This is a genomic window from Arthrobacter sp. UCD-GKA, assembly GCF_001863355.1.
Classification (GTDB): Bacteria; Actinomycetota; Actinomycetes; order Actinomycetales; family Micrococcaceae; genus Paeniglutamicibacter.
In genome coordinates this window covers 19,129-31,567 of sequence record NZ_MOLR01000016.1, presented here as the reverse complement: position 1 = coordinate 31,567, position 12,439 = coordinate 19,129, and the positions used below count along the sequence as shown (strand labels likewise).

12 protein-coding genes are annotated in these 12,439 nt (G+C 65.1%); 7 read left to right on the top strand and 5 right to left on the bottom strand.

From position 1 onward, the window contains the following. Positions 1-356 precede the first annotated feature (356 nt). The 5 genes from BLJ79_RS20770 to BLJ79_RS20750 all read left to right on the top strand — a co-directional run bounded on the left by BLJ79_RS20770 (position 357) and on the right by BLJ79_RS20750 (position 5,843). Complete coding sequence (locus tag BLJ79_RS20770) at positions 357-1,301, top strand: siderophore ABC transporter substrate-binding protein (protein ID WP_071216747.1); 945 nt, start codon at positions 357-359, stop codon at positions 1,299-1,301. A 27-nt stretch (positions 1,302-1,328) separates the two neighbouring features. Then, on the top strand, positions 1,329-2,369 hold the full coding sequence (locus BLJ79_RS20765) for an ABC transporter permease (RefSeq protein ID WP_286135786.1): 1,041 nt from the start codon (positions 1,329-1,331) through the stop codon (positions 2,367-2,369). Continuing rightward, the gene (locus BLJ79_RS20760; protein ID WP_083411528.1) at positions 2,362-3,399 is read left to right on the top strand and encodes an iron chelate uptake ABC transporter family permease subunit; all 1,038 of its coding nucleotides are present in this window, start codon (positions 2,362-2,364) and stop codon (positions 3,397-3,399) included. The genes BLJ79_RS20765 and BLJ79_RS20760 overlap by 8 nt, the downstream gene beginning before the upstream one ends. Continuing rightward, on the top strand, positions 3,396-4,154 hold the full coding sequence (locus BLJ79_RS20755) for an iron ABC transporter ATP-binding protein (protein WP_071216719.1): 759 nt from the start codon (positions 3,396-3,398) through the stop codon (positions 4,152-4,154). Before BLJ79_RS20760 ends, BLJ79_RS20755 begins: the two co-directional genes overlap by 4 nt. A gap of 225 nt (positions 4,155-4,379) precedes the next feature. Then, positions 4,380-5,843, top strand: a complete 1,464-nt coding sequence (locus BLJ79_RS20750; RefSeq protein WP_071216718.1) for an amino acid permease — start codon at positions 4,380-4,382, stop codon at positions 5,841-5,843. Between the two features lie 87 nt (positions 5,844-5,930). Here BLJ79_RS20750 and BLJ79_RS20745 read toward each other — a convergent pair whose 3' ends face one another. The 4 genes from BLJ79_RS20745 to BLJ79_RS20730 form a co-directional block, all read right to left on the bottom strand. Continuing rightward, entirely contained in the window at positions 5,931-7,259 is a 1,329-nt protein-coding gene (locus tag BLJ79_RS20745; RefSeq protein ID WP_071216717.1) for a permease, read from the bottom strand. Next, complete coding sequence (locus BLJ79_RS20740) at positions 7,259-8,053, bottom strand: ABC transporter ATP-binding protein (RefSeq protein ID WP_071216716.1); 795 nt, start codon at positions 8,051-8,053, stop codon at positions 7,259-7,261. Before BLJ79_RS20740 ends, BLJ79_RS20745 begins: the two co-directional genes overlap by 1 nt. Positions 8,054-8,329: 276 nt before the next feature. After that, positions 8,330-9,844, bottom strand: a complete 1,515-nt coding sequence (locus BLJ79_RS23120; RefSeq protein ID WP_139194998.1) for a tetratricopeptide repeat protein — start codon at positions 9,842-9,844, stop codon at positions 8,330-8,332. A gap of 363 nt (positions 9,845-10,207) precedes the next feature. Next, on the bottom strand, positions 10,208-10,498 hold the full coding sequence (locus BLJ79_RS20730) for a hypothetical protein (protein WP_071216714.1): 291 nt from the start codon (positions 10,496-10,498) through the stop codon (positions 10,208-10,210). A gap of 365 nt (positions 10,499-10,863) precedes the next feature. On the opposite strand from BLJ79_RS20730, the gene BLJ79_RS20725 reads away from it, so the two are divergent. After that, positions 10,864-11,124, top strand: coding sequence for a glutaredoxin family protein (locus BLJ79_RS20725; RefSeq protein WP_071216713.1), 261 nt, complete (start codon positions 10,864-10,866; stop codon positions 11,122-11,124). 232 nt (positions 11,125-11,356) lie between these two features. After that, positions 11,357-11,929 (top strand): hypothetical protein, encoded by a 573-nt coding sequence (locus BLJ79_RS20720; RefSeq protein WP_139194997.1) that lies wholly within the window; start codon positions 11,357-11,359, stop codon positions 11,927-11,929. Here the strand turns inward: BLJ79_RS20720 and BLJ79_RS20715 are convergent. Continuing rightward, positions 11,899-12,210, bottom strand: coding sequence for a hypothetical protein (locus tag BLJ79_RS20715; RefSeq protein ID WP_071216711.1), 312 nt, complete (start codon positions 12,208-12,210; stop codon positions 11,899-11,901). The two genes, BLJ79_RS20720 and BLJ79_RS20715, sit on opposite strands and share 31 nt — an antisense overlap. Positions 12,211-12,439 lie beyond the last annotated feature (229 nt).

Genomic DNA, 12,439 nt, shown 5'->3' with positions numbered 1-12,439 from the left:
GTCCACCCCCACCCCGGCCACCCGCCCAGCCACTGCATTACTTCCACCCCTCACGGGCCACCCGTCCGTCGCCGGACGTCAAGAATCGTCACGGCACGCCCTTTTGCCGCGCCCGAACCCACGAGTGACGGAGATCACATTTCAGGGCGAGGGTGTCCCGGATTCCCTGTGTCGCAGGGGTTCCTTAGGCAGACCTACCCTCGCGATCGGATGGCGCCGACAACCTATCAAGGTTGCTCGGTTTGCACATAGGCACGCCTTATCTATAGCGTTTCACTTAAGTTCATTTACGCCACGAGGTCGTTCGCTAATTGATGCGGGCCTTGGGCAGCGGCCCCACCATCGGAGAAATCATCGTGAAGACCCCCGTTCGCGTCGTCCTTGGCGCACTTGCCGCCGGCGCATCCCTGCTCGCCCTGACCGCTTGCGGCGGCTCCACCGAGGCAGGTGCCCAGGCCGATTCCGGCAAGACCGTGAGCATCACCCACGCGCAGGGGACCACCGAGGTTCCGGTGAACCCGGAGACCGTCTACACCTTCGACCTGGGTGTGCTCGACTCGATGACCGCCCTGGGCCTGGAAGCCGACGGCGTTCCGGAAACCAAGTACCCCGAGTCGCTGGCCAAGTACAACGACGCTTCCGTCGCCAAGATCGGTTCCATGAAGGAACCCGACTTCGAAGCCATCTCCAACGGCAATCCGGACCTGATCATCATCACGGGCCGCACCGCCACCTCCTACGAGGAACTTTCCAAGATCGCCCCGACCGTCGACCTGTCCGTCGACCTCAAGAAGCCGCTGGACTCCTTCAAGGAGCAGGCCGGCAAGCTGGGCCAAATCTTCGACGTCGAATCCAAGGTCACCGAGAAGCTCGCGGCCATCGACACCAAGATCGCCGACACCAAGGCCAAGAGCGCCGACGCCGGCAAGGGCCTGATCATCATGACCTCCGGCGGCGAACTGACCGCCTACGGCGCCGGCTCGCGCTTCGGCCTGATCCACGACGTGCTCGGGGTGGCCACCGTCGCCGACGTCAAGTCCGAAGGCTCCCACGGCGAGTCGATCTCCTTCGAGTTCCTCAAGACGAACAATCCCGACACCCTGTACGTCATTGACCGCGATTCGGCCATGGGCACCTCGGGCGATGCAGCCAAGGCCGTCCTGGACAACGAGCTGGTCGCCTCGACCAACGCCGCCAAGAACAACAAGATCGTGAACCTGGATTCCAACGCCTGGTACATGGTCGGCTACGGCCTGAACAACACCGAAAAGATGATCGACGAGGTCGCTGCGGGTCTGTAGGCACCCGCCCACAGTCGCAAACTGATCATGAGCGCACCAGTACTCAGCCGTTCGGCCGCCGCGGAGCAGGATCCCGCGGTGGCCGTTCGGCGTTCCAAGAAGCCCTCCGAAACCACGTGGCTGGTCTCCGGCACCGTCCTGGTGGGGCTGCTCGCCGTCGTAAGCCTGTTCGTCGGGGTGTCCGACGTCAGCCTTCCGATGCTGCTGGCCGGCGACCCGGAGGCCTGGGACCTGCTGTGGATCTCCCGCGTGCCACGCACCCTGGCCGTGATCCTGGCCGGAACCGCGGTGGCGGTGGCCGGGCTGATCATGCAGCTGATGGTGCGCAACCGCTTCGTCGAACCCTCCACCGTGGGCACCGTGGAGTCCGCGACCCTGGGCATCCTGGTCGTCACTGTGCTGGTCCCCGCCGCCCCGATCATGATGAAGATGGGTGTGGCCTCGGTGTTCGCGCTCGGCGGCACCGCCCTCTTCCTGGCGGTGCTGGGCAGGCTGCCGGCGCGCAACACGCTGCTGGTGCCGATCGTGGGCATCATGCTCGGCGGGGTCATCGGCTCGGTCACCACCTTCTTTGCCTACAAGTACGACCTGCTCCAGACGCTGAGCAACTGGATGATCGGCGACTTCTCCGGCGTCCTGCGCGGGCGCTACGAGCTGCTGTGGATCGTCGCTGCGCTCACGCTGGCCGGCTACCTGGCTGCGGACAGGTTCACCGTCGCGGGCCTGGGCGCCGACTTCACCACCAACCTCGGGATGAACCACAAGGCGATCATGCGCCTGGGTCTGGTGCTGGTCTCGCTGATCTCCGCCGTGGTCGTGACCACCGTGGGCGCCGTCCCGTTCCTCGGGCTGATCGTGCCGAACATCGTCTCGCTGCTCTTCGGCGACAACCTGCGCCGGGCCGTCCCGTGGACCGCGCTCTTCGGCGCCGGCTTCGTGCTGGTCTGCGACATCATCGGGCGCACCATCCGCTTCCCCTACGAGGTCCCCGTGGGCATGGTGATGAGCGTGCTCGGCGCCACCATCTTCCTGGCCCTGCTGCTGAGAACCAGGAAACGACATGCCTAAGACACCCTCGCCGGCCCTCGCCGGGACCCGCCGGCCCCTGCCCCGGCGCAGCTTCTCCCCCGCCATGCTCTCGCCCAAGCGGATCTCCCCGGCCGCGCTGATCACCGTGATGGCCGTGATCACCCTGGGCTGCATCGCTGCCTTCATGACGATCGAGCTGCGCGGAAACCTGTCCTACGCGCTGACCCGCCGCGGCATCCGCGTGGGCGCGATGCTGGTGGTCGCCGTCGCGGTGGGCCTGTCCACGCTGATGTTCCAGACCGTGACCGCCAACCGCATCCTGACCCCCTCGATCATGGGATTCGACGCGCTGTACATCCTGATCCAGACCGCGCTGGTGTTCATGCTGGGTTCCTCCACGCTGCTCACCGCCTCCCCCGCGCTGAAGTTCGGGGTCGAGGTGGGTCTGATGATCGTGTTCTCCGCGCTGCTCTACCGCTGGCTGTTCACCGGCGGCACCGGGTCGCTGCACCTGATGCTGCTGGTGGGCATCGTCATCGGCACGCTTTTCCGCGGGTTCTCCTCGCTGCTGCAGCGACTGATGGAACCGAGCGAATACATCGTGCTGCAGGACCTCTTCTTCGCCTCCTTCAACCAGGTCGAGCCGCTGCTGCTGGGGATCTCCGCGGTCATCGTGGCGCTGGTCGCGGCCGTGGTGTGGAAGCTGCGCAAGAGCTTCGACGTGCTGGCCCTGGGCCGCGAAACGGCCATCAACCTGGGCGTGGACCACCAGCGCATCGTCACGCTGGTGCTGGTGCTCTGCTCGATCCTGGTCGCGATCTCCACCGCGCTGGTGGGTCCGGTGACCTTCTTCGGGTTACTGGTGGTCTCGCTGGCGTACCAGATGGTGCGCAAGTTCTCCCACGCCGCCCTGATCCCCGTTGTCTGCCTGCTCGGGGCCATCACGCTGATCGGCGGCCAACTGCTGCTCGAGCGGGTCTTCGGCTTCGCCACCGCGCTGAGCGTGATCATCGAGTTCGCCGGCGGACTGCTGTTCCTCTACCTGCTCCTGAAGGGTTCCCTGAAGTGATCCGCATTGATTCGGTGACCAAGTCCTACTCCGGCAAGACAGTGGTGGACGCGGTGAGCACCACCATCCCCGCCGGTGGTGTCACCTCCATCATCGGGCCCAACGGCGCGGGCAAGTCCACGCTGCTGTCGCTGATTTCGCGGCTGATCCCGATGGATTCCGGTGCGGTGTCGATTGCCGGGCTGGACATCGGGCGCACCCCCAGCAAGGACCTGGCCAAGTCGATGGCGATCCTGCGGCAGGAAAACCACATCACCATGCGCCTGCGCGTGCGCGACCTGGTGGGCTTCGGGCGTTTCCCGCACTCCGGCGGGCACCCGACCACCGAGGACCTGGCGCACATCGAGGCCGCCATGGACCAGCTGGATTTGACCGAGATGGCCGACAGCTTCCTCGACGAGCTCTCCGGCGGCCAGCGCCAGCGCGCCTACATCGCGATGGTGCTGGCGCAGGACACCGACTACCTGCTGCTGGACGAGCCGCTGAACAACCTGGATATGAAGCACTCGGTGGAAATGATGCGGATGATCCGCAAGCTTGCCGACGACCTGGGCAAGACCGTGGTGATCGTCATCCACGACATCAACTTCGCATCCTGCTACTCGGACACCATCCTGGCCATGCGCCGCGGCGTGCTGGTGCACCAGGGAACACCGTCGAAGATCATGACCCAAGAGGTATTGCGCGACATCTACGACATCGACATCCGCATCGAGGAGATCGACGGCAACCGGATCGGCGTGTACTTCGCCTGAGGTTCGTGGCGCGGCCCGGTGGCGGCCATGCTGATGCAAAACAATTCATCGTCGTGCATGTTTCGGGGCGTTGATTCCGGGATGCCGGGGTAAGTTTTGCCACAGTGCGCCCCGCGCCGGTGATGCACAACTTCCTGCTTGACCTGTAGTTTCATGAGCATTCCGTGGGCTTGTCGCGGCTGCCGCAGCGCGCGGCAGACCGCCAATAAATGCAAAGATTTATGCATGACCACGCAAAACATTGCAGCGGGCACATCCAAGCCCACGCTGCGCCAACAACTGGGCGCACGCAAGCCCATCGAGGCATTCATGGCCGAGGCCGGCAACGGCACCGGCGGCCCCAAGCTGCGCCGCACCCTCGGGCTGCTGCACCTGACCATGATCAGCGTCGGGGCCACGCTGGGCACCGGCATCTTCGTCGTGCTCTCCTCCTCGGTGCCGATGGCCGGGCCCGCGGTCTGGATCTCCTTCGCCATCGCCGGGCTTGCCGCCCTTTTTGCCGCGCTGTCCTACGCGGAAATGGCCGGCGCGGTCCCGGTTTCCGGGTCGAGCTACACCTACACATACGCGACCATGGGCGAGGGCCTGGCCTGGATCTGCGGCTGGTGCTTGGTGCTCGAGTACGCGGTCTCCGTCGCGGCGATCGCGGTGGGAGCCGGCGAATACCTCAACGAGATGGCCCGCTCGCTGGGCATCGGCCTGCCCGCGGCGCTGACCAATCCCCCGGGCACCGACGGAGGGGTATTCAACATCCCTGCCCTGCTGATCGTCCTGTTTGCCACGGTGCTACTGGTGCGCGGCACCCGCGAATCGGCCGTGGTCAACACCGTGCTGGTGTTCATCAAGATCTCCGTGCTCATCTTCTTCATCGTGATCGCCTTCAGCGCGTTCACCTCCGGGAACTTCGACCCGCTGCTGCCCATGGGCACCGCCGGGGTCTCCGCGGCGGCCGCCCGCCTGTTCTTCTCCTACATCGGCTTCGACGCCGCCTCCACCGCCGGCGAGGAAGCAAGGAACCCGCAACGGGACCTGCCCCGTGCCATCGTGCTGTCGATGGTCATCATCACCTCCCTGTACATCCTGGTGGCGATCTCCGCGATCGGTGCCCGCCGGTGGACCTGGTTCGAGGGCAAGAGCGCCGCGCTGGTCCAGCTGCTCGAGGAGGTCACCGGGCAGGGCTGGGTGGCGCTGCTTTTCGCCGCCGGCGCGGTGCTGGCCATCGTCTCCATCGTGATCACCGTGCTCTACGGGCAGACCCGGATCCTGGTGGCGATGAGCCGCGACGGCATGGTGCCGAAGGTCTTCGGGCGGATCTCCCCGCGCAACGGCGCACCGGTGGCCGGCACCTGGATCACCGGCGGAGCCGTGGCCCTGGTCGCGGGCCTGGTGCCGCTGGGCCAGCTGGCCGACGCGACCTCCATCGGCACGCTCTTCGCGTTCTCGCTGGTGTCCCTTGCCGTGATCATCCTGCGCCGCACCCAACCGGAACTGCCGCGCACCTTCAAGGTGCCGCTCTACCCGCTGACCCCGATCCTGGCGATCCTGTTCTGCGGGTACCTGATGGCCAACCTCGGGGTGATGACCTGGGTGGTCTTCGGGGTGTGGATGGTCGTTGGCGCGTTCATCTACCTGGGCTACGGGCGCAGGCACTCGAAGCTTGCCGCCGGCTGGGACGGCCTCCGGAAGTAGGCGCCGCGCCAACGCCGCGCGCGCCGCTGCCCGGGCACCGATGGTTGGTGCCCGGGCAGCGGCGTTTCTTGTGGGGTCTTGCCGCGACTAGCCGGATTTGCCCAGCTTCAGCACACCGCCGGTGGCCGTCAGGGCCACGGCCCCGCGCACCGCCAGCACCCCGGCCAGCAGCGTCAGCAGGATGATGCCCACCGAGACCGGGGCGACGATGACGGCGATCCCGGCCAGCGGGAAGACCAGCACGCCGCTGACGAGCACCGCGCCCGCGCCGACCCCGATGACCGGGGCCATGACGGAGCCGACGCGCGCCTTTTCCATGGTGTCCCGCTCCATGCCCAGCCGGTGCAGGCCGGAGTACAGGTCGGCCCGATCCAGGGTGGCAGCGGCCTGGGTGATGGCCGTGGAGCAGGCCACCGAGATGAACGAGGCGACCAGGGTGATCAGCACGCCGGTCATCTCGTCGGCGGCCAGCAACGCGTCCGGGCTGCCGGGGTCGGACTCGGTACCCGCCGTGTTCATCAGCGCGGCGCCGCTGCCGCCGACCACCGCGACGAAGCTGCTCATCGCGATGCCGGAGACCTGCCGCCAGGCCTGCGCCGGGTTTTCCAGGATCATCCGGGCGGCCAGCAGGTCGGCCGGGGCTTCGGCCTTCTTGAGCTTGGCGTTGCCGATGACCCACACGGCCCACGGGCCCACCAGGTTCAACGCGCCCAGGCCCAGAGCGAACCCTCCGAGCAGCACGGCAATGATGATGGCCATGGACTGGAAGGCCGAGAGCATCGAGAACGCCAGGGAAACCACCAGGATCAGTGCCGCAACGACCACCGCACGGATCCAGCGCGGCTTCGGGGTGGTGGTGCGGTTGCGCACGCCCAGCGGGGAGACGATGACCTTGCGCAGGCCCACGGCCGCCGAGATCGCGGCGATGAGCGCCACGGCCGCCACCACCAGGGCGACGATGCCCGGTTCCAGCCACATCGCCGAACCGATGGCCGAGCCCTGGAAGTGCACCAGGCCGACCGCCGGAGCGGCAGCGGCGTAGAGCAGCACCCCACCCACCGCCCCGGCCAGGGCGGTGGCGCTGGATTCGATGATGGTGATGCCCACAACCAGCGACGGGGTGCCTCCGAGCAGGCGGACGGTGGACAGCCGGGTGTCCTGGCTGCGGGCCGAGAGCCGGGCGGCGGCCGCGCCGAGCACCGCCAGCGGAACCAGCAGCAGCACCACCGCGAGCCCGGCCAGCGTCAGGTACATGCCGGTCAACTCGTCTTGCACGCGGGTGAAGGACAAGGCGCCGGCGGTGACGGTGAGCACCAGCGCGGAGACCAGGGCGTAGGCCCCCATGGTCAGCAACAGCGGGGCGCGGCGCCCGTGGCCGGGCCGGCCCAGCATCCAGGCCAGGGTCAGCGCGCGCATCACTTCATCGTTCCCGGGGTTGCGGTCCGCGGGCTTCCGGCGGCAGGGGCCGCGGCGTGCTCGGCGAGGATGCGTCCGTCGCGCAGCCGGATGGTCCGGTCGCAGCGTGCCGCGACCTCGGCATCGTGGGTCACCATGACCATGGTGTTCCCGCGTCCGACGGTGGAATCCATGAGGCTCGACAGCACCTCGGCCCCGGTGCCCGAGTCCAGGGCGCCGGTCGGTTCGTCGGCAAAGGTCACCTGGGCACCGGACACCTGGGCGCGGGCGATGGCCACGCGTTGGGCCTGGCCTCCGGAAAGTTGGCCGATGCGGCGTTCCTCCATCCCGCCCAGACCCAGTGCACGCAGCCATTCGGTGGCCCGGGGCAGCGCCGCGGCGCGCGGGGTCCCGTTGATCATCAGCGCCATCGCCACGTTCTCCACGGCGGTGAGTTCCGGGATCAGCAGTCCGGACTGGAAGACGAAGCCGAAGGCCCCGCGGCGCAGCGCGGAGCGTTCGGACTCCCCCAGCGCGGTGATTTCACGCGGTGCCCCCTGGGCCGGGGCGAAGAGCACCGAGCCGGAGTCCGGACGTTCGATGCCGGCCAGGGTGTGCAACAGGGTGGACTTGCCGGAGCCCGAGGGACCCATGATGGCCACCGACTCGCCGGCGCGGATGTCCAGGTCCACGCCGTCCAGTGCCAAGGTAGATCCATAGGCGCGGCGCAGGGCCCGGGCGGAAAGCACCGGGGTGGTGGATGGGGGTGCCGCCGTGGCTGCGGCGGTCTCGGGTGCGGGGTTTGCTTCGATCATGCCACCAGCATTTCAAATCCGCACCGCCGCGGCATCGGAGCAGGTGATGAACTGTTTGCGGCCCGTCTCCACCCCAGGGTGGAGTTCATCGTCAGCCCTGCGGTGGCCCCTATCTTGTGATTTGTCCTCAATCGACTGAACCACTTCGCTTGAACCAGACGGTTTCAGCTACCTTTTCTGTCGATCAGGACCGGCAAAAATTGAACAAGCCACCTCTGATGTTGCTATCAGGCCTCCAACAACACCACGCCGGGTACAGACCCGCGAACGCCAGCGTCAACGCGAATCTAGCATTTCACGAATATGGGACCCGGTCATTCTCAGGTATGTGGAAACGTCTTTGGTGGAACCAAGCTTTAGCGGCTCCCCACAATTGCGATGTTCCCAAACATAGGCTTCGGGCAACGTTGGATCATCGTAAATCTCAGCTCTGATCAGCAGTGCGGCTTCTTCGTCCCGGCCCAGAACATGCAGGGCCAGAAGATGGTTTGCCGTCAGCAGCTGGTTTTCGTTGCTACGGAATGCAGCCGCGATCCCGAAGGACCTCAAAGCGGCTGACGGATCAAAAGCCAACTGGCAGAAACCCAGATTGTTCCAGGAGTCAGCGTTTGCGGGTTGCAGTTCCGTGATTCCGGAAAACAGGTCGGCTGCTGCGCGAGGATTTCCTTCTCGAAGATACTGCACTGCGATTCCGATTGCGTTGGAAAATCCAACACTTTCGGCCATCCGTCCGTGGTCTCCCATCGTTCGAGCCATGCTGGCAGAGGCTATCTGTTCGGAATCAATGGCGCGCTCATTGAGGAAGTGACGGGGCAGTCCATGGCTTTCTTGAAATTTTTGCCAGTTCCATTCCAATGCGTAGGAGGTGGTTTGCCAATCTTCGAGTCGGGTTTGGGTATGTCTATCCCAAAACCAACTCCCGAGCTTGTCCGAGTACCCGACTTTTGCCAGCGAGCGGAAGAGGTCGACTGACGGAATTCGATTCCTGACGGATTGGAAAACGCCTTCACGTAGCAGCCCGCCGAACCAGTTGCTCAAAGGGTAAACGACTGCGGGGCTGAATACATGCCGCAATTCTTCGTCGTGCTGTATCCGCTGAATCACGACTTCACTGTTTACAAGCCCTCGGATCCAATTTGGCAGGGCCAGTGCTTTGCTCTGAACGTCGCGGTCGTGGTCGTTTGTGAGCTGCATCCGGACCCCATCCAACACTGGCTGCCACGACTCTGCCAAAGTGGATGTTGAGTCCTGGTTGGATCGAATGAGCCCAAGGGTTTCCATTCGTGGGCGCGAGATAAGGGATACAACAGAGCGAGCGAGCGTCAGCGCCAAGCCCGCGCCGGCAGCCTGCCTCACCGGGAATTTTCGTTTTTCCAGCTCTTCCCAGAAATATCCGAGGTCACTTTCGGCTTGTTCATTCTGGCCCAAAACGGCAGCCGTAATTCGAGCCTGAACACCGAGCAACAACGTCGTCGTGGATTGCTCTGACGGTTCGAGGTGCCGATCCTGCAGATAGGTCCGGTTAGCATCGAAGACTTGGTAACCGGCCGTAGCCGCCAGAGGGATCGCGCGACCCGTGAGTCTCAAGCCACCAAAGTCGTGACTCTCCACCGGACGATCACGGTACCCAAGCTGTTCGGCAATCGCCCGACACTCCTCGTCACAGGTCGGGGTACCACCTTCGACCCTATAAAACGGACATGAGGCTGTGAGCTTTGGCCGGGTACAGGAATCGGCAAAGGCGATAATTGCATGACCGATAAACCGTTCGGACTGCGCTTCAAAATCCACAGTTCGTTCCCCCTCAGTAACGTCATCCGAGCATATCGCTGGAGTCTGTTTTATTACAGGGTGAAGGTTATGGGTGTGGTGTTATCGTGACGATGGTGATCATGCCTGGCTCTGGACCATACTGCCAATAAATTCTCCACGCCGATGGCGTGTTGTTTTCAACGTAGGAATCCCAGACATCGGTATCTCCCGGCCCCTGTGCTGAGTGGTACTTGTGCGACCTCAAACCCGGATACTTCGGATCTTCCTGCAACCTGCCAAGAGCCCTTCGAACCTTTTTCAGCCTTTCGGCCGAATGCCCACTCTTACTAAGCCCTTGAAGATCCTTCTGAGCCTGTTTTGTAAAGCGCAACATGAACGCCATTAAGCGTCGTCATCTGCGTCGATGAACTGTGTGAAGTCGCCGAGGTCATCGGTCTCGCCAGCAGCGGCTTCCAGGAGTCCGCGGCTGAGGGCCTCGCGAACCTGCGCATTTTCCCAGATCAGCAGTTCCCGGAGGGGCACGGAAGCCAACGGCGTCAACAGTATTTCTCCATCTTCGTTGACAGCCACTGCGTATTTGTCGTCGTGGCGTACGCCAACCTTGCCGAAGGCCATGCGTGAGCGCCCATCAGCGATCACTTCTCCTGCTGGCACAAAGCCGCGCTCGTCCATGCTCTTGGTCTCCGTCGTGGTTGAAACTGCGTTGATACCATTACAACACGTGTGGGTAATGCCCACAAGCCCAATTGTTTCACAATTCTCGCAGTGCCGCGAGTGTGTCACACCAGCAGCGATGGATGAGGCTTGTGGCCCGCGTGGGCCTGCTTTCCCTTCGCGTCGAAGGCCTCATCGTGAAAACGCTGTCGTTCATCAGAGTCCAGGAGATTAAACCGGATGCCGTGGTAGCGCGCCGGTATCGCACTTCGAAGCTCCGTGGAAGGCCCGGCACCGAACGTCAACACAGTTTCATCGGCACCCCGAGCAGTCCTGCTTGGAGCCGGGAATCGAATGCGCCGAGTCCCGGTTGTATCCCGGTGATGGAACTTATTCTGTACACCTCCGCTTTCTGTGCACCGTGCGTGCGCGCCCGCTCCGTGCTCCGCAAGGCGGGCAAGCTGCTGGCCCAGGCGAGCATCCGCGAGGTCGACGTGCTCTCGCACCTGGCCGAATCCGAGGAGGCGGGCATCGCCTCCACCCCCACGCTGGTGGTGCGCCGGGACGGCACCGAGGTGTTCCGCGCCTCCGGGGTGCCCAGCGTGCAGCAGGTGCTGGCCGCGGCGGCGCTCGCGCTGGAGTAGCGTCCGCCGGGTCCGGGGCCGGTCGGCACGTGGGCCCGGGGAGTCTGGGAGCCTGTCCGCTAGGCCGGCGCGGGCACCCGTTCCCCTTCCTGCTGCCTCGGGCTATGCTGTGCTGACCAGTGCGTTTTGGGGATTTTAGGTGTGGCGCACTGCGTGAACATCTGTTCTGCTCCGGTTCCGAGGGTGGTTGTCCTCCCCTTGCCGGGGCATGGCCAAGGGGGAATGGTTGGACATGGAAAAAACAACGTCGTGGACGCGGTTCCTGGGGGTTTCGCTGCGCCCGTTTTCGGGGCATGCGCCCCTGTCACTGGTCCTGCGCGGCGCGCTCCAGGCAGCAATCTGCATCGCGCTGCTGGTGGTGGGCTTCCGGATGCGCACCGAGATGCGGCAGCTCGCGGCGGCGGATGCCGGGGCCGCCCAACTGGGCGGGTTCCTGATGCTGGCCGGGGTCGTGCTGGTGGTGCTGGCACTGGCCGCGCTGCTGAAGGTCGCAGTGGGCATCCTCGATTTGGTGCCGCGGACCTCGGTTCCCGGGACCGTCGTGAGCATCTCCGAGCGCCGGTTCCTGGACTTCCTTCCCGATGCGCTGAACAACGCGCTGTGGGAACGGAAGAACATCGTCGGGCAGTCCTGGGCCGAGCGGCGCAGGGTCCGCCACGAGCTGGTCATCGACACCGAAGACGGGACCCGTGCCTGGACCCTGCGGAACCGGCAAAAGGCCCGCGGGCTGCGGCCGGGGCAGGCCGTCACCGTCGTGGCCAGCCCGCTGGTCGGCTACGTCGACAGGCTGGAATCCCGCGGCTGAGCCCCGACCATCGGCCCGGGTGCCGGGTGCGGGTCTTCAGGTGAGGTTTTGGCAGGCCTGGAGAGGGACACCGGGACCATCGCGATCTTCGGCAGGTCCTCATGATGGACGGGTGCCGGCTTGTACGTGCGCACCAACGACTTCCCGTCACACTTCCAGGTGAAGTCGGGGCGCGAAAGGGCCACGCGGTAGAGGCCGTCGACGGTGTCAGGATGCTGCCCGGCGCAGGACTCCAGGATGAAGAAGGGGAGCTGGTCGTCTTCCAGGTACCCGCGCAGCACCGCGGCACCCGGATCGCCGGCACTGTCCGGCGGGGTTCGGCGCTGTCCGGCGGGGTTCGGTGGGCGTCCTCGAGCGGCTCGTAACCGACCAGGAACACCGCGGACTTCACCGGGTGGTGCTCCGCGGCCCGGTGCAGGAGGGCTTCGATGTCTTCGGCTGAAAGGCGTTCCTTGCCCGAATCTTCCCCCGCGGTGCCCGGCCACCCAGCCGGAGGGGCGGGCTGCGGAA

What these genes read in the sequence shown, in the direction of transcription:
- BLJ79_RS20720 (WP_139194997.1), top strand. Translation starts at nt 11,357, where the DNA reads ATGGAAAAAACAACGTCGTGGACGCGGTTCCTGGGGGTTTCGCTGCGC.
- BLJ79_RS20760 (WP_083411528.1), top strand. Translation starts at nt 2,362, where the DNA reads ATGCCTAAGACACCCTCGCCGGCCCTCGCCGGGACCCGCCGGCCCCTG.
- BLJ79_RS20745 (WP_071216717.1), bottom strand. Translation starts at nt 7,259, where the DNA reads ATGCGCGCGCTGACCCTGGCCTGGATGCTGGGCCGGCCCGGCCACGGG.
- BLJ79_RS20765 (WP_286135786.1), top strand. Translation starts at nt 1,329, where the DNA reads ATGAGCGCACCAGTACTCAGCCGTTCGGCCGCCGCGGAGCAGGATCCC.
- BLJ79_RS20750 (WP_071216718.1), top strand. Translation starts at nt 4,380, where the DNA reads ATGACCACGCAAAACATTGCAGCGGGCACATCCAAGCCCACGCTGCGC.
- BLJ79_RS20730 (WP_071216714.1), bottom strand. Translation starts at nt 10,498, where the DNA reads ATGGACGAGCGCGGCTTTGTGCCAGCAGGAGAAGTGATCGCTGATGGG.
- BLJ79_RS20725 (WP_071216713.1), top strand. Translation starts at nt 10,864, where the DNA reads ATGGAACTTATTCTGTACACCTCCGCTTTCTGTGCACCGTGCGTGCGC.
- BLJ79_RS20740 (WP_071216716.1), bottom strand. Translation starts at nt 8,053, where the DNA reads ATGATCGAAGCAAACCCCGCACCCGAGACCGCCGCAGCCACGGCGGCA.